The sequence below is a fragment of the Allobosea sp. 10L422 genome (genome assembly GCF_056395345.1).
Map to the genome: position 1 here is coordinate 286,865 of NZ_JBFTJI010000006.1, position 24,371 is coordinate 311,235.

The following is a 24,371-nucleotide window of genomic DNA, read 5'->3' on the forward strand; positions in this document are numbered from 1 at the left end:
GCAGGGCAGGCGGCTTGGTCGAGGCTACAGCCTGTCCCAGGTCACCGCGATGTTGAGCTTCTGAAAGGCCTGCTTCCAGAGCGTGGCGGTCTGCTCCAGCCGGTTCGGGTCGTAGACGCCCTGAACCTGATGGATGCTGAGCGTCCACGTCTTCGCACCCGAATCCTGCCAGACTTTATCGAGCAAGCGCCGCAGCCGCTCCGGGTCGCGCGCGCCGGCGGCATTGCCGAAGACGGTGAACTGCCCGGAGTTCTGCAGCATGTCCGAGACGAGGACGAGCGAGCGGTCGCCATTCGGCACGCGGTTCTCGCGGCGCGACACCACGTCGCCGATGGCCTCGACGATCGGAGACTGGTTGCCCTTCGCCGGCTGTGTCAGCACGGTCAACGCATCGTCGAGCGGGCGGCCGAATTTCTCGACCCATTTCACATATTCGCGGCGCGGATTGCCGATCAGCTCGCTTGCGGTCTTGCCGGGGTTGCACAGCGAGATCAGGGCCGGGAAGCCGGGCTCGAAGACGTCGTTGAAGACGTAGATCGAGAGCATGCGCTCGGCCGGCAGCTCGTCGCCGATCTGCTTGACCAGCTTCTTCAGCCGTCCGGCCTGCACCTCGCTCCACGGATCGGTCTTGTCGACGAGGATCAGCGTATGGCCGACCGGGCCGGTCTTCGGGCACAGCGTCTCCTGGTCGCGCGGCGGGCCGCGCAGCAGGGAAGGGGCCGCGAAGAAGCCAACGAGCGCGACGCCCGCGAGGAGGGAGGCGACGATGGCCAGGTTCTCGGTCTTCATGCCCCGACCTTTAGCGTGGCATTGCGGCGAAATCCTCCGCCGCCTGCTTCTGGGCCGCCTCGTCGCGCTCGAAGGCTTCGCGCCCCGCCTGTGCCGCGCGCAGCTTCACCTGCTCGATCTCGCCGGCGAGATCGACGCCGCGCAGCAGCATCAGCCTGTCCTTGAGCTTCGCCTCGATAAGCCCCGGCATGCTGGTGAGCTGCTGCTCGAAATCCTCTATCTGCCGGCGCGCCGCGACAATTTCCGGCAGCTCGCCGGGCTGGTCGATCTCGGCGAGGTTGAGCGATTGCGAGAAATAGGCTGGCGGCAGATCGGTGCGGACCCGAAGATTTGCTTCGCGATATTGCATCATCGCCGCGTCCTTGGCCGCGCGCAGCTGGCCGAGGCGGGAGAGATAGAGGTCCCGCGCCTTCTCGACTGCCGCCTTCGTGCCCTGCAGCTTGCCGAGTTCGTCGCGGCAATCGGCGCGGAAGCCGTCGATCTGGGTACGGATCGCCTCCAGCTCCGGCAGCAACTCGCCATCGAGCCGGCGCCGCTCTTCCTCGACCGCGCTCCAGCGCTGGCGCCAGCGCTTATAGGCGGCGGCATGGCCAGGATAAGTGCCGAAGGCGGTATAGCCCTTCGTCGCCGCGACGAAGGCGACGAGGCAGCCGATGATGACCAGCGCGACCGATTTGATGTCATAGATCGCGAGGGGGTTTTCCATCACGCGCGGCATGACCTGGAACGAGCGCGCATCCGGATTGGCGATCAGCATCTCGCGGTAATGGCCGACCGCGAGGTTGAACAGCACGATGAGTGCGATCATCCCGGCATAGGCCGGCAGGGCCCAGAACAGATGCGAGCTCTTGACGTGCTGGCAGTAGCGCGCCGGGCCGATGCCCATGCAAAAGCCGAGCGCGATATTGAGCGCGGAGATGATGACGGCGGTGGCCGCGCCGCCGACCAGGCCGAAATCGCTGGCTTCGGCAAAGAAATTGCCGTTGAGCAGGCTCTCGATCACCAGCGGCACGACGAGGAAGAACAGGATGAACTGCCACTTGTCGAGCTTGGGGTCGGCGCGGCGCTTGTTCTCGTAGTTGAAGAACGCGTATTCGCGCTTGGCGCGGAGCGCGTCGTAGACGCGCTGCTCCAGCTCGCTGCCGTGCTTGTTGAGCATCGCCCGCATAGTCGCCTCGACACCGCGCACCCGTCCCTCGAAGCGTTGCTGCGTGAAGAGTTCCCGCCGGCTGACGATCTCGGCCTGGATGGCGTTGAGCCGCGCCGCTGCCTCCTGCCGCAGCATGGTGTGGTGTTCGCGCACCCGGGCGATCAGCGTCTGCTCGGTCTGCGACAGCATGGTCGCGTCGGCCGGGGGCAGGTTCTCGACTGCGTCGCTTGCGCCGTTGTGGCCGGCCCTGACCGCTTCAGCGAGATGGTGCGCCGTCATCGCCGGGGTGATGCCATGGGGCGAGGCCGTGCTGCCATTGTCATTCGCCATGGGCGGCTCGCGTCAGAAACTGGCGGGCATCGACGACATCGATCCAGAAATCGCGGAAGCCGGGATAGGCCGGGCGCAGATAGGCCCGCTCGAACCACATCGTCAGCGCGACAAGTCCCGCGCCGGCCAGCATCGGCAGGGTGCCGACGAGGGACAAGCCTGCGGAATCGAGCGCCGAAAGCCGCCAGCCGAGTCCCGCCAGCACCATCGTGCAGGCGATCACAAGCAGGGCGCGCACGCGGTGCCGCCCGGTGTCGTAGGCGAGCTGCAGTGCGGCGGTCATGAGTGTGATCGCGAAGGCCGCACAGAGTTCGAGCACGACCAGACCCGCCAGGGCGCCCACTATTCCGGCCCCGATCCAGGTCGCCGATGCCGGCGCGAGTGCAACGAAGACATTGCGCCCGCTGGACCAGCCGAGGAACAGGCAGAAGAGCAGGGTGGTCGCGACGAGGATGGCAAGAAGAGGCAGGAGCCGCCGCAGCCGCAGGGCCATAACGGCCAGACGCGCGGCGTGGGTCTGCCTCACGGCGTCAATGATTGCGCTTGCGGCCGCTCTCACGCGGCCTGCGATCGCCTTGAACATGACCCGCAGCAACTCCACCCGTCGCCTGACGGTGCCGGTATTCGCCCAGCCGGTCAAGCTGACGCGGCAATCGCCGTCCTGCCGATCAGCCGCCGGTGACGTTCATATGCCGGCCGACGGCGGGGCGCGCATGGCGCCGGTCGATGATGAAATCGTGACCCTTGGGCTTGCGGGCGATGGCCTCGTCCATGGCGCGGTAGAGCAGGGCGTCGTCAGGGGAGGAGCGGACGGCGGCGCGCAGATCGGCGGCGTCCTCCTGGCCGAGGCACATATAGAGCGTGCCGGTGCAGGTCAGCCGCACGCGGTTGCAGCTCTCGCAGAAATTATGGGTGAGCGGCGTGATGAAGCCGACCAGTCCACCGGTCTCCTTGACGCGGACATAGCGCGCCGGCCCGCCCGTCCGGTAGGGGTCGTCGACCAGCGAGTACTTGTCCATCAGCCGCCCGCGCACCACCGAGAGCGGGAGATACTGGTCGATGCGGCCGACCTCGATCTCGCCCATCGGCATGACCTCGATCAGCGTGAGGTCCATGCCGAGGCCGTGCGACCAGAGCATCAGCTCTTCGATCTCGTCGTCGTTGACGCCCTTCAGCGCCACAGCGTTGATCTTGACGCGCATGCCGGCCTTGCGGGCCGCCTCGATGCCGGCGAGCACGACCTTGAGATCGCCCCGGCGGGTGATCTCGCGGAACTTGTCGGCGTCGAGCGTGTCGAGCGAGACGTTGATGCGGCGCACGCCATAGCCGGCGAGCTCATCGGCATAGCGCGAGAGCAACGAACCGTTGGTCGTCAGCGTCAGCTCGTCCAGCGCGCCTGAGGCGAGGTGGCGCGAGAGCGAGCGGAACAGGCTCATGATGTCCCGGCGCACCAGCGGCTCGCCGCCGGTGAGTCGCAGCTTGCGCGTGCCGCGGCTGACGAAGGCGGTCGCGATCCGGTCGAGCTCTTCCAGCGTCAGCAGCTCCTTCCGGGGGAGGAACTGCATGTTCTCGGCCATGCAGTAGACGCAGCGGAAATCGCAGCGATCCGTCACCGAGATGCGCAGATAGGATATTTTCCGGCCGAACGGATCGACCAGCGGCGACCGCGTCAGCGGCTTCATGTCGTCGAGCAGCACGTCTGCCTCAACTCCGAACGCCCAGCCGCTCCGACCAGGATGCGGACTGGTTTGCACATTGCTATAGCAGGACATTGGCACTGCTGCGGCCAAGGTCAAGCGCGTGACTGCCGCAGCCTGCGAAGGACGTACACGATCATGTCATCCTGGCCGACCGAAATCCGCCTGTCGAAAGACCGTCGCACCCTGCACGTCGCCTTCGATGACGGGGCGAGTTTTACGCTGCCGGCAGAGCTTCTGCGCGTCGAAAGCCCCTCGGCCGAGGTCCAGGGCCACCATCCCAGCCAGAAGACGATCGTCGCCGGCAAGGCCGCGGTCGAGATCCTCAGGGTCGAGCCGGTCGGCAACTACGCCGTCAGGCTCGGTTTCGACGACATGCACGAGACCGGCATCTACGCCTGGGACTATCTGCGCGAGCTTGGCGAGCAGGCCGACGAGAAGATGAAGGCCTATGAGGCGGCGCTGGCGGAGAAGGGGCTCTCCCGCGAGCGGCAGCGCTAGAGCTGCTCGATCGAAGAAAGCGAGAAGTCTTCGCCAACCGGGTTCTCGCCAACCACAAGCGTCGTATCGCTGGTGTAGTGGTGCGGGGGGACGGGAAGATTGTATGGCGCTGGAACGCCTCGGAATACGCGTCCAGCCAAATCGTATTTCGACCCGTGGCAAGGGCAGAAATAGCCCCCCGGCCAGGAAGCATCAATGCTGGGATCGCCTAAATCGGGCCTGACGATGGGTATGCAGCCGAGGTGGGTGCAGATAGCAATGAGAACCATGAATTCGGGTTTGCTCGAGCGACACCAGTTCCTGGCATAGTCCGGTTGCTGATAGACGGAGGAATCGGGATCGCTGAGCCTCGCAATGAGGCTTGAGTTCTTCAGTTCTGCCAGAGCTTGGGCGGTTCGATGCAGCACCACAATCGGCTTCCCTTGCCAAAAGAAAGAAATCTGCTGGCCCGGCTGAATCTGGGAAAGATCAATAGAAACCGGAACACCGGCTGCCTCTACATCAGCGGATGGGTTCATCGAAGCGATGATGGGCCAGGCCGCAGCAATTGCCCCGACCGAGCCGAACGCTGCCGTGGCCAAGAAGATGAAGTCCCGACGGCTGGGGCGTTCCTGATGGAATCCAGTTTCGGCTTGCTCGGACATCTGCGCGTCTCATCGAGCGTGGAGGCGTCGCGGGATCGCTGACGACCCAGAAAAGCACTGCTCCGGACGACGTGGTGCCGCAGTTGCAGAAAACAAGGACGCCTCGGGCTTGGCGACGTTGCACGGAAACGTGCTGTCATCCCGGGCTTGACCCGGGATCCACGCCGGAACATTTCCGGTCGAGGTTCAGGCATGAATCGCGGCTCTCAGCGCCGCAACGGCCGGGATGACAGGCGCTTCCGTGAAGCCGCGGGGCGATCTCAGGGGCTGGCGACTCGCTCCACGTCCGGCAGCTTCCAGCTCTTGTCGAAGAGCGGTTTCTCCGGTCCGTAGAGCCGGAACAGCAGCTCGAACTTGCGATTGGGATCGGTCGGAACCCAGTTCGTTTCCTTCCCGGCCGGAGCCAGCGGGCCGAAAATCACGTCGACCGACCCATCCTGGTTCTTCTGCACGCCGGGGCTGATCGAGGCGAGGCTGGCACGGTTCATGTTCTTGACGAGGGCGTGCGTCTCCCGGTCGTAGACTGTCGCCGACCAGTATTGCTTCACTGGTGCGTTGGGCGGCACGGTCAGCCGGTAGGTGGCGCCGCCGTCGAACGCGTTGCCGTCTTTGTCCTTGTTTGCCATCAGGTAGAATTGGGCGGTGCCGATGCGCTTGATGCCGGTAAAGCCGAGCGTATAGGTCACGCCGCGCGCATCGACCGGGTAAAGGTCGACATCGGCATAGCCGTTCTGGACCGCCTTGATCACGTCCGGCATCGCAGGGGGGAACCAGCGTATTCCCTGATTGATCACCGGGAAGCCGGCGTCATAGCGCTCCGAAAGCAGAGCATGGGCTTCCTTGGCGCCGGCACCGAGAGCCTCCTGCGTCTTCGCATCGGGATTGAAGGGCTTGCCCTTCTCGATGCCGAGCGTCTTCAGTTGATCGATCATCACCCGGTCGCGCTGCAGCCAGGGCTCGTTCTGCACGACGCGGTCGAGGTTTCGGTAGAAGCTGGCGTCGTATTTGATCGTCGAGTCGAACATCACGTCGAAGGCATCGACGAAATTCGTCGTCGGCGGGTTCGCGGCGCGCGACAGCGGATACATCCTGACCTGCTTGCCGTAGGCGACCGATTTCGCAATATCCGCGGCGCTATGGCTCGGCAAATTCGAGCGCAGCAGCGCAAAGCCGCTATAGCTGTCGGACGGCAGATGGATATAGCCGGCCGGAACCTTGCCCCTATAGCCCGGCGGCGTGATCAGGTACTTGCCGCCCTTGCCCTTGTCCGCCCCTTCGGGCCCGGCATCTTCGAGCGGCATCTGCCAGATGGTGACGATGTTCCCCGCGATCGATCCGCCCTTCGCAGGCGGGATCTCGATGACGATGGGGCCGTCCTTCACGTTCCAGAACGACATGAAGTAGATCGAATCCGGGTTCGGCGTCAGCGTCTGGTTCTTCCAGTTGACCGGCTGCGACCAGAAGACGATGTCGTTCGGCTTCGCCTTGGTCTTGCCGAGGGCTCCTGGAGCATCAGGTCGGTGTTGACCGCGGGCATCGCCCAGATCATCGCCCCGACGGCGCGCCGTTCGATGTTGCGCCGCGCCAGATCGTCCGCCGGCCCCGTCTGGGCCTTGGCCGGTAGTCCGCTCAGGACCATCAATGCGCCGCCAATCCGGCTCCACCGCATCGTCGCCTCCAGCGCAATCGTTTGAAGCCGCAACTTGGCACGCCCTGCCGGCCTGTCGAGCCTGTAACAGTTACAGTTCCGGTTCGCCATTCGACGGCGGATCGATTGCGTCACAAAGATGCCGAAGTCTCTCGTCATAGCGCAGGTCAAGCGACGCCTAGTTTGGTTAATGTTGAGTTAAGGGTCCTTGATGGAAAGTAACATTTGCGCAGATATCTGTGCGGTGAATAGGATTATGTTCAGGTATAGCCGGGCCGAGTGCTCATGCAGGTAGGAGCTTCTTTCGGAAGGCTTTCGCCCTGTGCCTCTCGGCGCGTGATGATCGCTCCTGATATCGCGGCGATGCCAAGAGCCGCCGGTGCGACAGAGCCTATCCCCGGCATTCTCCTGCCGTGGCAGATCGCCTGCGAACCCCCGCAGTCCTGCGCCTGATCTGATTGCCGTCCGGCGACCAAAGCCAGCGACGAGCGTAGCAGTCCAACCGCGCCTGATTCCCTCCCGGGCCGATCGCTAGCTCGTTTCCCTTCCCCCTTCCCAGCAAGTTCCAGCCAAGCGAGCCGCTGATCTCGCCGCCGGTATCGGTGCGGCGCCTGCTCGGCTTGCCCCTATTTCTCCGGAGCATCCTTCATGAAGCGCATCGTCCCGCAGGCGCTGCTCGCGCTCGCGGCTCTCGTCGTGCTGCCTACCAAGACCCTGCCAACGACGTCGCCCGCCCCGTCGCGCATCCCCCTCGGTGTCGATAGCCGCACACTGGGTTTCCATACGACGGAGCTTCCCGAGAGCCGTCTCCATGCCGATGACCTGCGCCTGTTCGGCAGGCTGAACAGCCCGATGCTCGCATTGGCGATCGTGCACGAGCCCGCGGGCAAACCGTACACTGGTCTCGCGCGCTTCTCGCGCGACGGCGAGCAGCGCGAGCAGGCGCCCCCAGGAGCCGCGCAGCCTTCGCGCGAGGGTCTTGCGAAAAATGATGGAACGACCCCGCGCCCTGCCGCGAGCGCGGCGCAGAGCGTGCTGACTCCGACGAGCGAAGCCACGACGATCGCCTGGGTAACGCCGACGGGCATTATCGTCCTGCCCGGGAAGGAGCTTGAACCGCGGCAGACTTATGTCGGGCTGATCGAGCCCGAGAACCTGGAGCGCGAAGAGCGTTGCCTGGCCCAGGCCGTCTATTTCGAGGCGCGTTCCGAAGTGGAGCAAGGGAGGGCCGCCGTCGCCCAGGTCGTGCTCAACCGGGTCAAGAGCGGTGTCTATCCGGCGACGATCTGCGGCGTGGTCTTCCAGAACCGACATCGCAAGCTGGCCTGCCAGTTCACCTTCGCCTGCGAGGGCAAGGCCTTGCGGATCACCGAACCCGAGGCATGGAAAGCCGCGATGCGCATCGCCCGCGAAGTCTACGAGGGCAAAATCTATCTCGAAGAGGTCGGGGCCGCCATGCATTACCACGCCGACTATGTCCAACCCGGCTGGGCGAAGAAGCTCAAGAAAATGGACGTGATCGGCCGGCACATCTTCTACAGTTGACGATCGTGCGGGTTTTCGCGATCGAACGCCTGCGTCCGCGAATGTCAGCGACGGTTCTTGCGGAGTGCCAATGCGACGCCGCTGAGCGCGACGCCGATGGCGAGGATTTCCCGCGAGCCCAGGGTATCTCCGAGCAGCGGTACGGCCGATAGCGTTCCCACAATCGGGACGATCAGCATGCCCGTTGCCGCCGTTGACGTGGGCAGGCGTTTCAGCGCCCCAAACCACGTCAGATAGCACAATGCCATCGGCCCCGCCGCCATATAGGCCAGGCCGACCAGGCCCTGACTGGATAATGCGAGAGGATGAGGCTGTTCGAGAAACAGGCTCAGCGCGATCATCGGCAGGCAGCCGAGTGCCACCTGCCATGCCGTCAGCGCCATGAAAGGCATCGCGATGGGCTTGCGTGCCATGACGGTGCCGACAGCGAACAGAATGGCGGCCGCTAGGCCGAAGAGAACGCCCGGCAGTTTTTGGACGGCGAGGTTCGGGCCGCCCATCAAGATCGCGATGCCGGCAACGCCGAGCGCCAATGCAAGCAGGCTGCGGCGATCCGGGCGTTCGCCATGCAGCGGCCAGGCAATCAGCATCGCCCATATCGGCATCGAATAGGCGATGAGGGCGCCTTCGGAAACCTTCAGCCAATTCAGGGACAGGGCCGTAAAGCCCATCCAGGCGAACACGTTGATTCCGGCAGCGATCACGAGCGGGAGGCGGAATTCGCGCGGCACGCCAAGCGGCTCGCCGCGGCGCCATGCCAAAACCGCCAGGCCGGCCGCGCCGAGGAGGCCAGCCATGCCGCGCGCAAACAGCGGCGGCCAGTCGAGCAGAACGAATTTCAGGACCGACCAGTTCAGGCCCCAGCCGCATGCGGTGATGACAAGCAGGATCTGGCCGAGCCGCCGCTCGGCCGGCTCGGCAGCGGTTCCTTGGCTTTGGACGGTGTTCGCCACAGCTCAGCGACGTCCGGCGTTCGATGCCTGGGCGGGAAGGGCGTGTTTGGTCCAGTCCTTTGGAGCCATGGCTGTTTCCCGATGCTCTTCGATTTTGCTTCGTCCGGCCTGGCGATCCGGCGTGCATGCGCATCGTCGTTGAAATTGAGCGGTGGAGTTCGCGAATTTTGACTGTCGAATGGCGAATATAGCCGATGATTTCGGGTTCCTTGATGAAAATGGTCGAGCCCGATGAATGTGCGCATGTCCCGAGCCGGAATGGCGCCGGGAGCTCCGCTGTCCCTCGTCTCCTGAGCGCGCAGCGTTCTCCCGCAACCACGCGGTCATCCCGGGCCTGTGGTGTGGCCCGTCAAAAAGTCTGCAATTCCCGCGTCCGCGCGACCGACGCGCGCGGGGGCGCGTCGTGGCCAAACCCTTGCGTTGCGAGGGCCATGCGACCGGTCGATCGCGGGGCGAGCCGGCCAAACAAAAAAGCCGGCGTTTCCGCCGGCTTATTCGATGGGAATGAAGCGTGAGCGACTCAGCGCGCGACGACGACGCGGGTGCCGACCTTGGTGCGCTCGTAGAGATCGATGACGTCCTCGTTCAGCATGCGGATGCAGCCCGAGGAGACGGCCTGGCCGATCGTCTCCGGCTCGTTCGAGCCATGGATGCGATAGAGCGTCGAGCCGAGATACATGGCGCGGGCGCCAAGCGGGTTGTCCGGGCCGCCGGGCATGAAGCGCGGCAGGTCGGGACGGCGCTTCAGCATCTGCGACGGCGGGGTCCAGCTCGGCCACTCGGCCTTGCGGGTGATGCTCTGGCTGCCCGCCCAGTCGAAGCCCGGGCGGCCGACGCCGACGCCATAGCGCACCGCCTTGCCATTGGGCATCACGAAATAGAGACGGCGCTCCGTCGAATTGATGACGATCGTGCCCGGCTGGTATCGCGTCGGATAGTCAACGACCTCGCGCGGAACGGCGGTAGCCTGCGCCTTCGCCGGGTCGACATATTGCACCAGAGGCTGGCGCGTCAGCGGATCGATTTCGGCCCGGGCGGCGGAGCCAAGGGCAAGCAGGCCAAGACCGGCGAGCATGGCCAGACGGATGGAGCGGATCATCGAGAACCTCGGGCGGTCGGGGCAGCGTGTGGACACGAAGTTGACACGGAAAAGTCAACGTCTCCTCAACGTCCTGTCAGCTTCCCGGGGCCGCTGCAATCGGGCTTTTATCACATCACTGAGAGCGTTCGAGCTTTGCCATTCCGCGTTGCGCACATGCAACATGGCTGCGATGGATCAGCTCCTCAGGACCACGCAGGCGCCGCGATCGATCTGGATGCGCCGGCAGAGTGCGGTTGCCTCGGCGCGCGTCGCCGCGGGCAGCCGGACCCGGTAGAATGCCCGCGTGCCGCGGCTGCGCAGGCGCGTGCCGATGATCATCGGCTCGAGCTCGCCGATGATGGTGCGGTGGCGAGCGCTCGCGCGCTGGAAGCTGGCGAGTGCGCGGGCCTTGGAGAAATTGCCGGCGAGCTGGACGCCCCAGGGCGCGAATGGGGCCTCCGCAATTGCGGGGAGGGCCGGGCGAGCCTGCCGGATCGCGACCAGCGTCGGCGCGCAGGCGGCCAGCTGATCGCGTGTCGCCGGTCGCGCCGGCGGCGAGCGCCCGTCGCCATTGGCGCTGTTGCGGGCATCCTCGGCCCAGTCCTCGACTGAGGCGCCGGTGATCAGCAGGACATAGTTCTCGGTCTCCATCGGCAGGAAGCGGGTCTGCCCTGCAGCGCGGGCGGTAAGCCAGCCGGCAAGGCGGTTCGGGCCGCCATTATAGGCCGCCGCCGCAAGCCCCCAATTGCCGAAGCGGTTGCGCAGCTCGGCGAGGAAATGCGCAGCCTTGGGCACGGCCTGCTCGGGGTCGAACGGATCGAGCAGGCCGCGCTCGCGCGCCGTGCCGGGCATGAACTGCGCCACGCCCTGTGCGCCGGCCGGGCTCGTGACATGCGGGCGAAAGCTCGATTCCTGGAAGATCAGCCGGGTCAGAAAGGCCGGCGGCACCGCGTGCTCCCGTGCGGCGTCGTCGATCAGGCGGCAGAGCGCATCCTGTATTCCGGAGGAAGCCGGCAGCGGCTCTTCCGCAGCATGCCCGGGGCCGGGCAGCAGGCAGAGCGCGATCAGGGCGGCGATAAGTCGCTGCGCGGGGCTGGCCAGACGGCGGAAGGCGCCTGAGATCATCTGGCCTCTCTCGCATGTTCGCGCGGCGGCTGCCAACTGCGGCGCCTTCCGCGTTGTGACGGAGGCATCCCATGTGCGAAGAGGGCGCCGGCCGGCTAACCGGTCAGGGTCATGACATTGGAGTACAGGGCCAGCATGGAGAAGGCCTGGATCGTCTGGTCGCGGTGGTTCCTGGTGGCGGCGGCGGGCTGCGCCGGGCTGCTGTTCGCGTTCGTCGCTGCGCTCGATCCTTTCGGCATGCGGGTCGGAGCGGGGCAGCCGGCACGGCCGATCATGGATATCAACCAGCGCTTCATGTACCCGCAGCTCGTGCGCTCCGGGCGCTTCGATGCGGCGGTGCTCGGCACCTCGACCATGCGCCTTCTCGATCCGCAGACGCTTTCGCAGGGGCTCGATGCACGCTTCGTCAACCTTGCGATGAATGCCGCGACGCCTTGGGAGCAACTGCAGATGGCCGGGCTGTTCCGGGATCATGTCAGCCTTCCCAAGCGAATCATCTGGGGCCTCGATGTCACCTGGTGCGAGCCCGATGCCACCGATGCGGCGAAGCGCCTGACGCCGCGGCCGATGCCGGACTGGCTCTCGCGAGAGGTTCGCTGGACCGATTGGCCGAAGCTGCTCAACCTGACCAATCTGGAGATCGCCGGCCGGCTGATGGCCTATCGCCTCGGCTGGTCGCAGGAGCGGATCCGCGGTGACGGCTACGAGGTCTTCACGCCGCCGGAGGCGAGCTACGATCTCGCTCGCGCGCGCAGCCACATCTACATGAGCAATGGCGGCCAGAAGCTGGATTTGACGCCCTTGCCGCCGATGCCGGTGTCAGCCGCTGAAAGCGCTGGCTGGCGCTTTCCCGCTCTGGCCTGGCTGGAGGAGGCGATCGCCGCCTTCCCGAAGGAAACGCAGGTGATGCTCGTCCTGCCGCCCGCACATCTGATGGGCTACCCCCGCGAAGGCTCGGCGGGCTGGCAGCGCTACGGTGCATGCAAGGCGGGTATCGCCGCATTGGCGCGGCGCCATGGCGCGACGCTGGTCGACTACGCGCATGCCTCGCCGATCACGGCGCGGGATGAAAATTACTGGGATCCCCTGCATTTCCGCCTGCCCATCGCGGCCCGGTTCGCCGAGGAACTGGTCGCGATCGCAAAGGGAGGCCAGCCGCTGCCGGATGGTGCGGCCCGGGTCCTGCGCTGACGATGTCGGGAAAATGGTGGGCGGCACAGGGATCGAACCTGTGACCCCTCCCGTGTGAAGGGAGTGCTCTACCGCTGAGCTAGCCGCCCGGACCGGCCCTCTCCTAGTCGGCGCGCTTCACGCCGTCAAGGACGTGCAGGCACCAGATTGAGCGCGCGATCCACAGCGCCCGGCAACTCGTCGAAGTGCTGGATGACGAAATCCGGTTCCAGCGTCTCGATCGGCACATCGGTATAGCCGAAGGGCACGCAGATCGACGGGATGCCCGCCGCGCGCGCGGTCGCGATGTCGGTGCGGGAATCGCCGATCATCACGGCGCGCGAAACGTCGGCCTTCGCCGCCTCGATGGTCATCGTGAGGTGGCGCGGATCGGGCTTGAACCAGGGGAAGCTGTCGCGCCCCGCCACGGCCGCGAAGCGTTTGGCGATGTCGAAATGGTCGAGGATCAGGCGCGTGTGCAGGATCGGCTTGTTGGTGCAGACGGCGAGCGCGTAGCCCTCGTCGGCCAGTACATCGAGCGCGCCCAGCACGCCGTCGAACAGATGGCTGTGGGAGGCGACATCGTCGGCGTAGATGTCTAGAAAATCCGCGAAGAGCCGCTCCAGGGTCTCGGTGTCGAGTGGCTGGCCCGATACCTTGAAGCCGCGTTCGATCAGGGCGCGCGCGCCCGCGCCGACAAGCTCGCGTGCCCGGTCCAATGGCAATGCGGCCAGGCCTTCGCGCACCAGAATGACGTTCAGAACCCGCATGATGTCCGGTGCGGTCTCGGCGAGCGTTCCGTCGAGATCGAACACGACGATCGGGGGCTGGCTCATGGCGTGGCTTTCATGGCGTGGCTTTCCGGGCAATGCGGCAGACGACCGGCTTAAACGGCTTCGCGGGCCGGCTGGCAAGTGCTCCGCCGCAAAGGGCCATGTCACCGGCTCCCCAAATTCACCGCGCATGATGGTATCGTTCGCTCGATTCGTCGCCTTCGCGGCAGGGAACATGTCATGTCGAAGATCATCGCAATCCGGCCCGGCGCGACGCGCCTGGGATTGGCACTCGGCCTTGCGCTGCCATGTGCGCTCCCGGCCCTCGCAGGGCCGTTCGAGTTCGCGCCAGCGCCGCAGACCGATCTCAACCGGGTCTACCGTATCGACAAGGCGACGGGCGAGGTCGGTGCCTGTCAGTTCCAGCTGAAGGAGGGCGGCGTCGGCCTCACCGTGTGCTTCCCGACGGGCGAGGGGGCCGGGCCTCAGGCGCCGAGCGACTATGCGCTGATGCCCTCCCGGCACGAGCGCGAGGGCGGCATCTTCCGCGTCAATATCCGTACCGGGGAGATGAGCATCTGCTACGTCTTCGACGACAAGACGGTGTGCACGCCGCAAACCAAATAATACCTTGCGACCTGCGCGCGCTGGACATGGAGCGCCGGGCGCGGCAGGAGAGCGGCGCTACTTTTCGTGGGTAGCGGCCGGTCTCCATCAAACTCCATCCGGGCAAATCCTATGAACGCCGATGATCTGAAGAAGCAGGCTGCCGCCCGCGCGCTCGAGCTCGTGAGGCCCGGCATGCGCCTCGGTCTCGGAACGGGCTCCACCGCGAAGCATTTCGTCGATCTCCTCGGTACGAAAGTCGCGTCCGGCTTCGCGGTGACCTGCGTCGCCACCTCCGAGGCGACGCAGGCGCAGGCGGTCTCGTTGGGTATCCCGATGTCCACTCTCGACGAGACGCCCGAGCTCGACCTAACGGTCGATGGCGCTGACGAGCTCGATCCGCAGCTGCGCCTGATCAAGGGCGGCGGCGCGGCGCTGCTGCGCGAGAAGATCGTCGCCGCCGCTTCCGCCCGCATGATCGTCATCGCCGATGACGGCAAGCTGGTGCAGAAGCTCGGCCGCTTCCCGCTGCCGATCGAGGTCGTGCCTTTCGGGCTGGAGGCGACGCGCCGCGCGGTGGCTGAGGCCATCGCCGCTTCCGGCTCCGCCGGCAAGATCTCGCTGCGCCAGCGGGCCGACGGCTCTACGCTCGTCACCGATGGCGGCCATTTTATCCTCGACGCTCATCTGGGCGCCATAGAGCGGCCGGAATTATTGGCTCAGGCTCTGAACATGGTGCCAGGGGTCGTGGAGCACGGCCTGTTCATCGGTCTCGCGACCGGAGCGATCCTCGCCGGTGCCGACGGGCTCAAGCTGCTTGGCAAGATCGAGTGATTCCATTCCCGCGCGATCCACGCTAAGGAACGCGCGAAACAATGGTCGGCTCGGCAGGGCCGGCGACGCTGCCGGTCGCATCGGCGGCTCGTCAACGATGAAGGGGTTTTGACCGCATGATCCGCCATATTCTCGCCAGCCTGGCCCTCGGCCTCGCGCTGCTGGGCGCCGCTCCCGCCTCTGCCCAGACGCCGACATTGACGCCGAGCCATCTCCAGGCGGCGCGCGAGGTCATGGAGCTGACCGGCGTCACGCAGAATATCAACAATATCTATCGCGAATTCGAAGAGAGCGCGAAGGGCCTCGTGGCAACCCGGCCGGAAATGGCGAAGGACACGGATGCCGTGCTCGGCGAGCTGAAGGCCGAGGCCGACAAGCGCTCCGAGGAGATGATCAAGACGTCTGCCGCCGTTTTCGCCAGCAAGATGACGGAAGCCGACCTGAAGGCGGTCGCCGGCTTCTTCAAGTCCGAAGTCGGGCAGCGCTATACCAGCCTGCGTGGCAAGGCGATGGAAGAGATCTTCCCGCTTCTGCAGCCCTGGAGCGTGCAGACCAGCAATTATCTCTTCGATCGCTTCTCGCAGGAAATGCGCAAGCGCGGCCATACGCTCTAAGGCAGCTGGCCGGGGGCAGCGCCCAGCCATCGACGCCTCCCCTTCGCAGGAAGGGGAGGCGTTTTCGTTCGGCGCGTCGGTTTACGGGCCTGTGCCGCCAAGGTCCTCCATCGGCGTATCGCCTGCCCGTTTCCCAGTTCGCCGGGCGATGGGAGTGGAGACACGCCACAGCGCCGCACCGGCGGCGATCTGCGCCACGGCTGCCGCGCATCGCGTCCCGGCGCAGCCGATACATGTTGGGTGCTGGCGTTCGTCCGGCTGCCGACCTATCTGCGGGATGTCGCAGTTGCAGCTTTCGGAGCCAGGACCATGACCCGCGACCTCGTGCTGGTGACCGGAGGCTCCGGCTTCGTTGCAGGACATTGCATCCTGAAGCTGCTGGAGGCGGGATTCGATGTTCGTGCCACGCTGCGCTCGCCGGCGCGGGAAGAGCGCTTGCGGGAAGCCTTGAAAGCGGCGGGGATCGATGCGGGCGAGCGCCTGCAGATCGCCGCTGCCGATCTGATGCAGGATGCCGGATGGGATGCGGCGATGGCCGGTTGCTCCCATGTGATGCACGTCGCATCGCCGCTGGCGTCAGCGGCTCCCAGGGACGAGGATGAACTGATCCGTCCGGCGCGCGACGGCACGCTCCGCGTTCTCCGCGCCGCTCGTCGCGCCGGGGTGAAGCGCGCCGTGCTGACCTCTTCCTTCGCGGCCATCGGCTATGGCCGCGCGCTGAGGCGCCCCTATGACGAGCGCGACTGGACCAATCCGTCCGCGCCCGGCCTCGCCGCCTATCCGAAGTCGAAAACGCTGGCCGAGCTTGCCGCCTGGGATTTCGTCGACGGGGAAGGGCAGGGGCTCGAACTCGCCGTTGTCAATCCGGTCGGCGTCTTCGGTCCGCTGCTGGGGCCGGACCTTTCCGCCTCGATCCTGCTAGTGAAGACCATGCTGGAGGGGAGGCTCTGGGCGGTTCCGCGGCTGATGTTCGGCGTGGTCGATGTGCGCGACGTCGCTGACCTGCATTTGCGCGCCATGACCGACCCTGCCGCGGCGGGCGAGCGCTTTCTCGCGACCGCCGGGGATTTCATGACGATGCACGCCATCGCCCAGGCGTTGAAGGATGGGCTCGGCGAGCGCGCCGCCGGCGTCTCGACCCGCACATTGCCGGACTGGCTGGTGCGCTTTGCCGCGCGCTTCAGCGCCACCGCGCGTCAGGCAGCGACGCCGGAGCTCGGCCGCGTCAAGAACGCGACCAGCGCCAAGGCGCGGGCCATGCTGGGCTGGCAGCCCAGGCCGCCTGCAGAGGCGCTCGTCGCGACCGGCGAGAGCCTGCTGCGGCTCGGCCTCGTCAGTCCTCGGAGGCCTTGAAGCGGTTCAGCCCCTTCATCGCGAAGGGCGCGACCAAGGCGAGCGCGGCAATGCCGAGCAGTGTCGCCGAGATCGGATTCTCCAGCAGGATCATCGGGTCGCCGAGGCTGATCTGCAAGGCGCGGCGCAATTGCTGCTCCGCCATCGGCCCGAGGATAAGACCGACCACCATCGGCGCTACCGGGTAGTCGTAGCGGCGCATCAGGTAGCCGATGAAGCCAAAGACGAAGAGCATGGTCAGTTCGACCGCCGAGCCGTTGACCGCGAGCGTGCCCATCGTCGCGAAGACGAGGATGCCGGCATAGAGCCAGGGCTGCGGGATCGCGAGCAGCCGGACCCAGAGCCCGATCAGCGGCAGGTTCAGGATCACCAGCATGACGTTGGCGATGAAGAGCGAGGCGATCAGGCCCCAAACGAGATCCGGCCTCTCGGCGAAGAGCAGAGGGCCGGGGTTGAGGCCATATTGCTGAAAGCCGGCGAGCATGATCGCTGCCGTCGCCGAGGTCGGCAGGCCGAGCGTGAGCAGCGGCACCAGCGTGCCCGCGGCGGAGGCATTGTTGGCTGCCTCCGGCCCGGCGACGCCCTCGATCGCGCCCTTGCCGAACTCGTCCGGGTATTTGCAGAGCTTCTTCTCGGTCGAGTAGCTCAGGAAGGTCGGGACTTCGGCGCCGCCGGCCGGCAAGGCGCCGATCGGGAAGCCGAAGGCGGTGCCGCGCAGCCACGGCGCCCAGGAGCGCTTCCAGTCCTCCTTCGTCATCCAGAGCGAGCCCTTGATCGGGATGATCTCTTCCGGCTCGCGGAAGCGCTTGGAGGCGACGTAGAAGGCCTCGCCCACGGCGAAGAGACCAACGGCCAGCGTCGTGACCTCGACGCCGTTGAGCAGCTCCGGCACGCCGAAGGTCAGACGCGCCTGGCCGGTCAGCTTGTCGATGCCGACCAGACCCAGCGTGATGCCGAGAAACAGGCTGGTGAGGCCGCGCAGCGGCGAGTCGCCGAAGGTCGCCGATACCGTGACGAAGGCCACGATCATCAGGGCGAAATAGTCCCAGGGACCGAACTTGACTGCGACCTCGACGAGCCAGGGCGCGAGGAAGGCAAGCCCGATCGTCGCGATCAGGCCGGCGACGAAGGAGCCGATCGCCGATGTCGCAAGCGCGGGGCCGCCGCGGCCGGCCTTGGCCATCTTCGAGCCTTCGAGGGCCGTGGCGAGAGAGGCGCTTTCGCCCGGCGCATTGAGCAGGATCGCGGTGGTCGATCCGCCATACATGCCGCCATAGTAGATGCCCGCGAACATGATCAGCGACCCGGCAGGGTCGAGCTTGAAGGTGACCGGCAGCAGCAGCGCGACGGTCAGCGCCGGGCCGATGCCGGGCAGCACGCCGACTGCGGTGCCGAGAAAGACGCCGATGAGGCAGAACAGCAGCTTGGAGGGCTCGAAGGCGACGCCAAAGCCATTGAGCAGCGAAAACAAGGTATCCATCGTTCAGCCCCGGCTCAGAGGAAGAGTTGCTCGAGCGGTCCCGACGGCAGGATCAGCGTCAGGAGCTTCGCGAAAACGAGGAAGATGATCAGGCCGAGGACGAAGCCGATCGCCGCATCGACCAGCAGGGCCTGCCGGCCCATGCCGCGCGCGGTGCAGGCGAAGACCACGGAGATGGCGATGATGAAGCCGCCGCCAAGCCCGATGCAGGCAATCAGAAAGACGAGGCCGCCTGCGATCCACAGGAGGGCCTTGTTGTCGGCCGCCTCCGGCTCGGGCAGGCCTTCGCGGAAGGCGACGACGAAATGCGCCAGGCCGAGGATGACGAGGCCGACCGTCACGACATAGGGCATGGCCGTCGGCCCGATGCCATAGGTGGAGGTGATGGTCTGCGTGGAGGCATCGTAGCCCACGAGGGCGGCGACGATCAGCAGCAGCACACCGACGACCAGTGCCGGCTTGTTGGCACCTTGCGTGCGAGTCTCGTTCGTCATGGCGTTCCCGCAGGGTAAGGCCGGCGCTTTCGGGCGCTTCTGGCGGTGAGAAAAGGGGCCGGTTTCCCGGCCCCTCCGATCTTAGACGTCGGAAGAACTTACTTCACCAGGCCGACTTCGGTCATCACCTTCGAGACGCGTTCGATCTCGGCCTTCAGGAAGGTGTCGAAGGCGGCGCCGGCAAGGAAGGCGTCGTCCCAGCCGCGGGCCTTGAGGATTTCCTGCCACTCCTTAGACTTGACCATCTTCTCGACGGTTTCGGTCAGGGCCTTGGTCTGGTCGGCCGAGAGGCCGGGAGGGGCGACGACCGAACGCCAGTTCAGCAGTTCGAGGTTGATGCCCTGCTCCTTCAGCGTCGGGGCGTCCGGCGCATTCTCGAGGCGCTTGGGCGAGGAGACGGCGAGCACGCGCAACTTCCCGGCCTTGATCTGGCCTTCGAACTCGCCATAGCCGGAGACGCCGGCGGTCACGCGCCCGCCGAGCATAGCAGCCAGTGCCTCGCCGCCGCCCGAGAACGGGATGTAGTTGATCTTCTTGGCGTCGGCGCCGACGGCCTGCGCGAACAGCGCGGCGAGGATGTGGTCAGTGCCGCCGGCCGAGCCGCCCGCCCAGGTCACCTTGGCCGGATCGGCCTTCAGGCGCTCGGCCAGGTCCTTGGCGGTCTTGAGCGGGGATTCCGTCGGGACGACGATGACCTCGGCCTCGGCGGTGAGGCGCGCGATCGGCGTCACCTGCGTCAGGTTGACCGGCGACTTGTTGAGGAGGATCGCGCCGACCATCACGAAGCCGTTGACCATCAGCTGATGGCCGTCGCCTTTCGCGCCGATGAGCTGGGCAAGGCCGATCGTGCCGCCGGCGCCGGTGACGTTGTTGACCTGCACGCTCTTGACGATGCCAGCCGAGGTCAGAGCCTGCTGCATCGAGCGCGCGGTGCCATCCCAGCCGCCGCCCGGCGCTGCGGGGGCCATGATCTTCAGTTCAGTGAGCTGGGCGAAGGCGGCCGTCGAGAGAGCGGCGAGAGCCACCGCAGTCAGGGCTGTGCGCTTCAGAACAGATGTCAGCATGGATTTCCTCCGATTACGGCCCCTGCCGTGGTTTTTTTGGGCAGCTTCGGCTGTGACACCTTGCCACGCAGGGCGTCAATTGCGCCTGATTGAATAATGACTTGACAATAATGCTCCGGTTCCGCCGCGTTCGCCTTGGCTTCTGCTCCTTTCGTTCTACGACTCCGGCCGGCTTCCGGATAAGCCTCTGGCGGCGCTTCTCGCGATCGCGTAATCGCAACCCATGAGTCAGATGCGTTTCGCCGACCGCCACGAATCCGCGCCCGACACGGGGAAATTGCCGTCGCGCCTGACAGCGATCGGCGTGGCGCTCATGGTGCTGATGCCGCTGGCGATGTGGCTGGCCAACCGCTCCGCCCCGCTCATGCTCGGCTTGGCCGTCATTCCCTTCATCGCCGCGGCCGTCGCCGCGGGCCAGGCGGGAGACGTCGCCGCGCGCTTGCGGAGCCTGCTTGCGACACCGCTGGGACTGACCCTGGCTGCCTTCCTTGCCTGGGCGCTGATCTCGATTGCATGGAGTCACAAGCCGGGCGCCTCCCTGCGCGCCTGGGCAGAGCTTGTTCTGCCGATCGCCTTCGCGTTTGCGATTGCCGCCTCGGGCCGGTTCAGGCCAAGGCCGGCGTGGCTGCGTGCGCTCGCATTCGCGCTGATCCTGGCGTGCCTGCTATCAATCGTCGAACTTGCCTCTGGCCTCTCGCAGCGGGCGGCGCTCGGCGTCGGCAAGCTGATGAGCTTCGTCTTCAACCGGCCCGCAATCACAGCGCTGATGCTGGCCGTTCCGACGATTCACGGTCTCTGGAATGCGCCGGCCGCACGCCGGTCCGACCGGATATTGGCGGTCATCCTCGGTTTGACTGTTGCCGCATTGGCACTGCGCTCGGAGAGTGCGTCCGCGCGGCTTGGCGTCGCGGTCTGTGTCGTCTGCTGGGCGTTGTCGGCCTGTTGGCCGCGCCTGACGCTGACGGCGGCGGGCCTGGGCTTCGTCCTCGCCATGGTGATGGCGCCGGTGCTCGGCATTGCCGCTCACAATTGGCTGCCCTCGATGATCCTGAACCGCTTCGCCGTGATGACCGGGCAGGCCCGCATCGATATCTGGCAGAGCTTCGGCGAGGTCGTGCGGGTGCGGCCGATCGCAGGCGCCGGCTTCGGGACCTCGGCCAGCATGGACCACCACCCCGTGGCAACCGAGGTGGCGCCGGAGCACAGGACGCTCCTCGGCGTCGGGCATCCGCATGACATGCCGCTGCAGGCATGGGCGGAGACCGGGGTGATCGGAGCAGGCATCCTGCTCCTGGCGGGCCTTCTCCTGCTCGCGCGGCTGCGCCGGATGAGCGCGCGGGAGATGGCGCCGCGCCTGGCCATGTTCGCTGGCGCTTTTGCAATTTCCGTCGTCGGGCACGGAGCCTGGCAGGGCTGGTGGATCGCACTGCTGGGAGCCGGAATCCTCTGGTTCGGACCGGGGCGCCAAGGAGAAGATCATGGCTGAATTCGACGTCGATCTCTTCGTCATCGGGGCGGGCTCCGGCGGCACGCGTGCGGCGCGCATCGCGGCGGGGCATGGCGCCCGTGCGATGATCGCGGAGGAGGATCGCATCGGCGGCACCTGCGTCATCCGCGGCTGCGTGCCGAAGAAGCTCTTCGTCTATGCCAGCCGCTTCGCCGAGGATTTCGAGGACGCGGCCGGCTTTGGCTGGACGCTGGGTGCCAAACCCGCCTTCGACTGGCCGACACTGCGCGATGCCGTGGCGAACGAGGTCACGCGCCTGTCCGGCCTTTATCGCAAGGGTCTTGAAGGCGCCAAGGTCGAGATTCGGGAGGAGCGCGCCGTCGTCGAGGGGCCGCATAGCGTTCGGTTGGTCAAAAGCAGCCAGACCGTCACCGCCCGGCACATCCTCGTCGCGACCGGTGGCTGGCCCGCCTTCGACCCGCCGATCCCCGGCGGCGAGCTCGGCATCTCCTCCAACGAGGTCTTCCATCTTCCGGCCTTGCCGAAGCGGCTTCTGGTCGTTGGCGGCGGCTACATCGCGCTCGAATTCGCCAGCCTCTTTGCTCGGCTCGGCGTTGCCGTGACGCTGCTCCATCGCGGCGATAACATCCTGCGCGGCTTCGACGAAGACGTCCGCAACCGCCTGCGCGATGCGCTGGCCCATGCCGGCATTACCATGCGTCTCGGCTGCACCATCGAGCGTATCGAGGAACTCGCCGACGGCAGCCGCCGCGCCCATTGTGCCCATGGCGCGCCGATCGATGCCGATGTCGTTCTCGTCGCGACCGGCCGGCGGCCCAACACGAAAGGTCTGGGGCTCGAGCGGGCGGGGGTGAAACTCGGTCCGCTCTGCGAGATCGCAGTCGACGCAGCCTCGGCCAGCAGCGTGCCGTCGATCCACGCGGTCGGCGATGTCACCAACCGCGTCAACCTGACCCCCGTCGCGATCCGGGAGGGACATGCCTTCGCCGACAGCACCTTCGGCAATCGCTCCTGGACGGTCGATCACGCCACGGTCGCCTCGGCGGTCTTCACCACGCCGGAGATCGGTACGGTCGGCCTGTCGGAGAACCAGGCGATTGCCGCCGGGCATGATGTCAGGATCTTCGAATCTGGCTTCCGCCCGATGAAGGCGACCATCTCCGGGCGGCACGAGCGCACCTATATGAAGCTCGTCGTCGATGCGGCCACCGACAAGGTACTCGGCGTCCATATCCTCGGCCATGACGCCGGCGAGATCATCCAGGCCGTTGCCATCGCCGTGACGATGGGGGCGACCAAGGCGGATTTCGACCGCACCGTCGCCTTGCACCCGAGCGCAGCCGAGGAACTCGTGACGATGCGCTCGCCGCGGGTGGGCTAGCGTCAGCGCAGCGTCGATTCCGTCGGAGCGGAACCGCCCGGCGAAGCGCGGTGCAATCGCCCGCGCGGAGGGCGGAAGCGGCGTGCCGCTGCGCTGAAGCCGCGTTTCGGCTCTCGTTTTGGGATGCCGAAACCTGCGGCTGGCGCGCGGTCGGCGAGCGGTGGCTATTCTCGTGCCTTGGGTGTATAGCCGCGCCTTCGCGCTACCAAGAGGTTAACCACGCGCGATCTCAAAGATCAGGAGCACGTAGTCCCATGTCCGAGCGGTGGACGCCAGAGAGCTGGAGGGCCAAGCCCGCCCAGCAGATTCCGGATTATCCGGACCAGGCAGCCTTGAAGGCGGTCGAGCAGCAGCTCGCCGGCTTTCCGCCGCTCGTTTTTGCAGGCGAGGCGCGCAAGCTCAAACGGGCGTTGGGCAAAGTTGCGGCCGGCGAGGCCTTCCTCCTTCAGGGAGGCGATTGCGCGGAGAGCTTCGCCGAGCATTCGGCCGACAACATCCGCGATTTCTTCCGCCTGTTCCTGCAGATGGCGGTGGTGCTGACTTTCGCCGGCGGCTCGCCGGTGGTGAAGGTCGGGCGCATCGCCGGCCAGTTCGCCAAGCCGCGTTCGGCGCCGACGGAGAAGGAAGGCGGCGTCGAGCTTCCCAGCTACAAGGGCGACATCGTCAACGACATCGCCTTCACGGAAGAGGCGCGCATTCCCGATCCGCGGCGCCAGCTCGAGGCCTACCGGCAGTCGGCCGCGACGCTGAACCTGATCCGCGCCTTCGCGACCGGCGGCTACGCTAATCTCGACAACGCACATCGCTGGATGCTCGGCTTCGTCAAGGATAGCCCGCAGTCGCATCGCTATCAGGAAGTCGCTGAGCGCATCACCGAGGCGCTCGACTTCATGCGCGCGATCGGCATCGATCCGGAGACCCATCCGGAGATGCGTACGACCGATTTCTACACCAGCCACGAGGCGCTGCTGCTCGGCTACGAGCAGGCGATGACCCGCACCGACTCGACGACCGGCGAGTGGTACGACACCTCCGGCCACATGGTCTGGATCGGCGATCGCACGCGCCAGCTCGACCATGCCCATGTCGAGTTCTTCCGCGGTATCAAGAACCCGATCGGCCTGAAATGCGGTCCCTCGACCACGGTCGACGGCCTGCTCAAGCTGATCGAGGTGCTCGACCCGCAGAACCAGCCGGGCCGCCTGACGCTGATCGCCCGCTTCGGTGCCGACAAGGTCTTCGACAACCTGCCGGCTCTGGTGCGCGCGACCAAGCGCGAAGGGCGCAACGTCGTCTGGTCCTGCGACCCGATGCACGGCAACACGGTCAAGGCGGCGAGCGGCTACAAGACCCGGCCTTTCGACCTGATCATGACCGAGGTGAAGAACTTCTTCGCCGTCCACCAGGCTGAAGGCACCCATGCCGGCGGCCTGCATCTGGAGATGACCGGCAAGAACGTCACCGAGTGCACCGGCGGCGCGCGCGGCATGACCGACGCCGATCTCAACGATCGCTATCACACGGTCTGCGATCCCCGCCTCAATGCTGAGCAGGCGCTGGAGCTGGCCTTCCTCGTCGCCGAACTCGTCAAGCGCGAGCGGGCAGGGCGGACCCGGCCGGAGGTCGAGGCGGCCGAATAAGGCTGCGCGGCAGAGAGAATGCAGAAAGGCC

23 protein-coding genes and 1 tRNA gene are annotated in these 24,371 nt (G+C 66.2%); 10 read left to right on the forward strand and 14 right to left on the reverse strand.

Features of this window, described 5'->3' with window-relative positions:
* Window positions 1-24 precede the first annotated feature (24 nt).
* The 4 genes from AC1DEZ_RS14760 to moaA all read right to left on the reverse strand — a co-directional run bounded on the left by AC1DEZ_RS14760 (window position 25) and on the right by moaA (window position 3,951).
* Complete coding sequence (locus AC1DEZ_RS14760) at window positions 25-789, reverse strand: hypothetical protein (protein ID WP_441512338.1); 765 nt, start codon at window positions 787-789, stop codon at window positions 25-27.
* Between the two features lie 10 nt (window positions 790-799).
* Window positions 800-2,269 (reverse strand): hypothetical protein, encoded by a 1,470-nt coding sequence (locus tag AC1DEZ_RS14765; RefSeq protein ID WP_441512339.1) that lies wholly within the window; start codon window positions 2,267-2,269, stop codon window positions 800-802.
* Complete coding sequence (locus AC1DEZ_RS14770; protein WP_441512340.1) at window positions 2,259-2,852, reverse strand: hypothetical protein; 594 nt, start codon at window positions 2,850-2,852, stop codon at window positions 2,259-2,261. The genes AC1DEZ_RS14765 and AC1DEZ_RS14770 overlap by 11 nt, the downstream gene beginning before the upstream one ends.
* Window positions 2,853-2,937: 85 nt before the next feature.
* Complete coding sequence (gene moaA / locus AC1DEZ_RS14775) at window positions 2,938-3,951, reverse strand: GTP 3',8-cyclase MoaA (RefSeq protein WP_441512558.1); 1,014 nt, start codon at window positions 3,949-3,951, stop codon at window positions 2,938-2,940.
* A 150-nt stretch (window positions 3,952-4,101) separates the two neighbouring features.
* On the opposite strand from moaA, the gene AC1DEZ_RS14780 reads away from it, so the two are divergent.
* Window positions 4,102-4,467, forward strand: coding sequence for a gamma-butyrobetaine hydroxylase family protein (locus tag AC1DEZ_RS14780; protein WP_441512559.1), 366 nt, complete (start codon window positions 4,102-4,104; stop codon window positions 4,465-4,467).
* Here the strand turns inward: AC1DEZ_RS14780 and petA are convergent.
* Both petA and AC1DEZ_RS14790 read right to left on the reverse strand, forming a co-directional pair.
* Window positions 4,464-5,111: a ubiquinol-cytochrome c reductase iron-sulfur subunit gene (petA, locus tag AC1DEZ_RS14785; RefSeq protein WP_441512341.1), complete on the reverse strand. Its 648-nt coding sequence runs from the start codon at window positions 5,109-5,111 to the stop codon at window positions 4,464-4,466. The genes AC1DEZ_RS14780 and petA overlap by 4 nt on opposite strands.
* Window positions 5,112-5,371: 260 nt before the next feature.
* The gene (locus tag AC1DEZ_RS14790; protein WP_476779847.1) at window positions 5,372-6,775 is read right to left on the reverse strand and encodes a DUF1254 domain-containing protein; all 1,404 of its coding nucleotides are present in this window, start codon (window positions 6,773-6,775) and stop codon (window positions 5,372-5,374) included.
* A 632-nt stretch (window positions 6,776-7,407) separates the two neighbouring features.
* Between AC1DEZ_RS14790 and AC1DEZ_RS14795 the strand changes: the two genes are divergently transcribed.
* Window positions 7,408-8,304 carry a cell wall hydrolase gene (locus AC1DEZ_RS14795; RefSeq protein ID WP_441512342.1) on the forward strand — a complete coding sequence of 299 codons (897 nt, stop codon included), beginning with the start codon at window positions 7,408-7,410 and terminating at the stop codon, window positions 8,302-8,304.
* Between the two features lie 44 nt (window positions 8,305-8,348).
* On the opposite strand, the gene AC1DEZ_RS14800 is transcribed toward AC1DEZ_RS14795, so the two are convergent.
* The 3 genes from AC1DEZ_RS14800 to AC1DEZ_RS14810 all read right to left on the reverse strand — a co-directional run bounded on the left by AC1DEZ_RS14800 (window position 8,349) and on the right by AC1DEZ_RS14810 (window position 11,463).
* A complete protein-coding gene (locus AC1DEZ_RS14800; RefSeq protein ID WP_441512343.1) occupies window positions 8,349-9,257 on the reverse strand; it encodes a DMT family transporter in 909 nt (302 codons plus the stop codon).
* Window positions 9,258-9,777: 520 nt separating this feature from the next.
* The gene (locus AC1DEZ_RS14805) at window positions 9,778-10,356 is read right to left on the reverse strand and encodes a L,D-transpeptidase (protein ID WP_441512344.1); all 579 of its coding nucleotides are present in this window, start codon (window positions 10,354-10,356) and stop codon (window positions 9,778-9,780) included.
* 177 nt (window positions 10,357-10,533) lie between these two features.
* Complete coding sequence (locus tag AC1DEZ_RS14810; protein ID WP_476779848.1) at window positions 10,534-11,463, reverse strand: lytic transglycosylase domain-containing protein; 930 nt, start codon at window positions 11,461-11,463, stop codon at window positions 10,534-10,536.
* 135 nt (window positions 11,464-11,598) lie between these two features.
* Between AC1DEZ_RS14810 and AC1DEZ_RS14815 the strand changes: the two genes are divergently transcribed.
* On the forward strand, window positions 11,599-12,654 hold the full coding sequence (locus AC1DEZ_RS14815; RefSeq protein WP_476779849.1) for a hypothetical protein: 1,056 nt from the start codon (window positions 11,599-11,601) through the stop codon (window positions 12,652-12,654).
* Window positions 12,655-12,668: 14 nt separating this feature from the next.
* Here the strand turns inward: AC1DEZ_RS14815 and AC1DEZ_RS14820 are convergent.
* Both AC1DEZ_RS14820 and gph read right to left on the reverse strand, forming a co-directional pair.
* Window positions 12,669-12,743: transfer RNA gene (locus AC1DEZ_RS14820), tRNA-Val, on the reverse strand.
* Window positions 12,744-12,779: 36 nt separating this feature from the next.
* Complete coding sequence (gene gph, locus AC1DEZ_RS14825) at window positions 12,780-13,469, reverse strand: phosphoglycolate phosphatase (RefSeq protein ID WP_441512347.1); 690 nt, start codon at window positions 13,467-13,469, stop codon at window positions 12,780-12,782.
* Window positions 13,470-13,646: 177 nt separating this feature from the next.
* Between gph and AC1DEZ_RS14830 the strand changes: the two genes are divergently transcribed.
* The 4 genes from AC1DEZ_RS14830 (at window position 13,647) to AC1DEZ_RS14845 (ending at window position 16,813) form a co-directional block, all read left to right on the forward strand.
* Window positions 13,647-14,033, forward strand: coding sequence for a hypothetical protein (locus AC1DEZ_RS14830; protein ID WP_441512348.1), 387 nt, complete (start codon window positions 13,647-13,649; stop codon window positions 14,031-14,033).
* 111 nt (window positions 14,034-14,144) lie between these two features.
* A complete protein-coding gene (rpiA, locus tag AC1DEZ_RS14835) occupies window positions 14,145-14,846 on the forward strand; it encodes a ribose-5-phosphate isomerase RpiA (RefSeq protein WP_441512349.1) in 702 nt (233 codons plus the stop codon).
* Window positions 14,847-14,962: 116 nt separating this feature from the next.
* Window positions 14,963-15,460, forward strand: coding sequence for a DUF2059 domain-containing protein (locus tag AC1DEZ_RS14840; protein ID WP_441512350.1), 498 nt, complete (start codon window positions 14,963-14,965; stop codon window positions 15,458-15,460).
* A 309-nt stretch (window positions 15,461-15,769) separates the two neighbouring features.
* On the forward strand, window positions 15,770-16,813 hold the full coding sequence (locus AC1DEZ_RS14845) for an SDR family oxidoreductase (RefSeq protein ID WP_441512351.1): 1,044 nt from the start codon (window positions 15,770-15,772) through the stop codon (window positions 16,811-16,813).
* Here AC1DEZ_RS14845 and AC1DEZ_RS14850 read toward each other — a convergent pair.
* The 3 genes from AC1DEZ_RS14850 to AC1DEZ_RS14860 form a co-directional block, all read right to left on the reverse strand.
* Window positions 16,794-18,293, reverse strand: a complete 1,500-nt coding sequence (locus AC1DEZ_RS14850) for a tripartite tricarboxylate transporter permease (protein WP_441512352.1) — start codon at window positions 18,291-18,293, stop codon at window positions 16,794-16,796. The genes AC1DEZ_RS14845 and AC1DEZ_RS14850 overlap by 20 nt on opposite strands.
* Before the next feature lie 14 nt (window positions 18,294-18,307).
* Window positions 18,308-18,787 carry a tripartite tricarboxylate transporter TctB family protein gene (locus tag AC1DEZ_RS14855; protein WP_441512353.1) on the reverse strand — a complete coding sequence of 160 codons (480 nt, stop codon included), beginning with the start codon at window positions 18,785-18,787 and terminating at the stop codon, window positions 18,308-18,310.
* Window positions 18,788-18,885: 98 nt separating this feature from the next.
* The gene (locus AC1DEZ_RS14860; RefSeq protein ID WP_441512354.1) at window positions 18,886-19,851 is read right to left on the reverse strand and encodes a Bug family tripartite tricarboxylate transporter substrate binding protein; all 966 of its coding nucleotides are present in this window, start codon (window positions 19,849-19,851) and stop codon (window positions 18,886-18,888) included.
* 232 nt (window positions 19,852-20,083) lie between these two features.
* Between AC1DEZ_RS14860 and AC1DEZ_RS14865 the strand changes: the two genes are divergently transcribed.
* The 3 genes from AC1DEZ_RS14865 to AC1DEZ_RS14875 all read left to right on the forward strand — a co-directional run bounded on the left by AC1DEZ_RS14865 (window position 20,084) and on the right by AC1DEZ_RS14875 (window position 24,340).
* On the forward strand, window positions 20,084-21,337 hold the full coding sequence (locus tag AC1DEZ_RS14865; RefSeq protein ID WP_441512355.1) for an O-antigen ligase family protein: 1,254 nt from the start codon (window positions 20,084-20,086) through the stop codon (window positions 21,335-21,337).
* Window positions 21,330-22,700 carry a glutathione-disulfide reductase gene (gene gor / locus AC1DEZ_RS14870; RefSeq protein ID WP_441512356.1) on the forward strand — a complete coding sequence of 457 codons (1,371 nt, stop codon included), beginning with the start codon at window positions 21,330-21,332 and terminating at the stop codon, window positions 22,698-22,700. Before AC1DEZ_RS14865 ends, gor begins: the two co-directional genes overlap by 8 nt.
* Before the next feature lie 254 nt (window positions 22,701-22,954).
* Window positions 22,955-24,340 (forward strand): class II 3-deoxy-7-phosphoheptulonate synthase, encoded by a 1,386-nt coding sequence (locus AC1DEZ_RS14875; protein WP_441512357.1) that lies wholly within the window; start codon window positions 22,955-22,957, stop codon window positions 24,338-24,340.
* Window positions 24,341-24,371 lie beyond the last annotated feature (31 nt).

Bases quoted from the DNA above. Each gene is read 5' to 3' on its own strand.
- AC1DEZ_RS14760 (WP_441512338.1), bottom strand. From the start codon at position 789: ATGAAGACCGAGAACCTGGCCATCGTCGCCTCCCTCCTCGCGGGCGTC.
- AC1DEZ_RS14765 (WP_441512339.1), bottom strand. From the start codon at position 2,269: ATGGCGAATGACAATGGCAGCACGGCCTCGCCCCATGGCATCACCCCG.
- AC1DEZ_RS14770 (WP_441512340.1), bottom strand. From the start codon at position 2,852: ATGTTCAAGGCGATCGCAGGCCGCGTGAGAGCGGCCGCAAGCGCAATC.
- moaA (WP_441512558.1), bottom strand. From the start codon at position 3,951: ATGAAGCCGCTGACGCGGTCGCCGCTGGTCGATCCGTTCGGCCGGAAA.
- petA (WP_441512341.1), bottom strand. From the start codon at position 5,111: ATGTCCGAGCAAGCCGAAACTGGATTCCATCAGGAACGCCCCAGCCGT.
- AC1DEZ_RS14795 (WP_441512342.1), top strand. From the start codon at position 7,408: ATGAAGCGCATCGTCCCGCAGGCGCTGCTCGCGCTCGCGGCTCTCGTC.
- AC1DEZ_RS14805 (WP_441512344.1), bottom strand. From the start codon at position 10,356: ATGATCCGCTCCATCCGTCTGGCCATGCTCGCCGGTCTTGGCCTGCTT.
- AC1DEZ_RS14810 (WP_476779848.1), bottom strand. From the start codon at position 11,463: ATGATCTCAGGCGCCTTCCGCCGTCTGGCCAGCCCCGCGCAGCGACTT.
- AC1DEZ_RS14815 (WP_476779849.1), top strand. From the start codon at position 11,599: ATGGAGAAGGCCTGGATCGTCTGGTCGCGGTGGTTCCTGGTGGCGGCG.
- gph (WP_441512347.1), bottom strand. From the start codon at position 13,469: ATGAGCCAGCCCCCGATCGTCGTGTTCGATCTCGACGGAACGCTCGCC.
- AC1DEZ_RS14830 (WP_441512348.1), top strand. From the start codon at position 13,647: ATGTCGAAGATCATCGCAATCCGGCCCGGCGCGACGCGCCTGGGATTG.
- rpiA (WP_441512349.1), top strand. From the start codon at position 14,145: ATGAACGCCGATGATCTGAAGAAGCAGGCTGCCGCCCGCGCGCTCGAG.
- AC1DEZ_RS14840 (WP_441512350.1), top strand. From the start codon at position 14,963: ATGATCCGCCATATTCTCGCCAGCCTGGCCCTCGGCCTCGCGCTGCTG.
- AC1DEZ_RS14845 (WP_441512351.1), top strand. From the start codon at position 15,770: ATGACCCGCGACCTCGTGCTGGTGACCGGAGGCTCCGGCTTCGTTGCA.
- AC1DEZ_RS14850 (WP_441512352.1), bottom strand. From the start codon at position 18,293: ATGGATACCTTGTTTTCGCTGCTCAATGGCTTTGGCGTCGCCTTCGAG.
- AC1DEZ_RS14855 (WP_441512353.1), bottom strand. From the start codon at position 18,787: ATGACGAACGAGACTCGCACGCAAGGTGCCAACAAGCCGGCACTGGTC.
- AC1DEZ_RS14860 (WP_441512354.1), bottom strand. From the start codon at position 19,851: ATGCTGACATCTGTTCTGAAGCGCACAGCCCTGACTGCGGTGGCTCTC.
- AC1DEZ_RS14865 (WP_441512355.1), top strand. From the start codon at position 20,084: ATGCGTTTCGCCGACCGCCACGAATCCGCGCCCGACACGGGGAAATTG.
- gor (WP_441512356.1), top strand. From the start codon at position 21,330: ATGGCTGAATTCGACGTCGATCTCTTCGTCATCGGGGCGGGCTCCGGC.
- AC1DEZ_RS14875 (WP_441512357.1), top strand. From the start codon at position 22,955: ATGTCCGAGCGGTGGACGCCAGAGAGCTGGAGGGCCAAGCCCGCCCAG.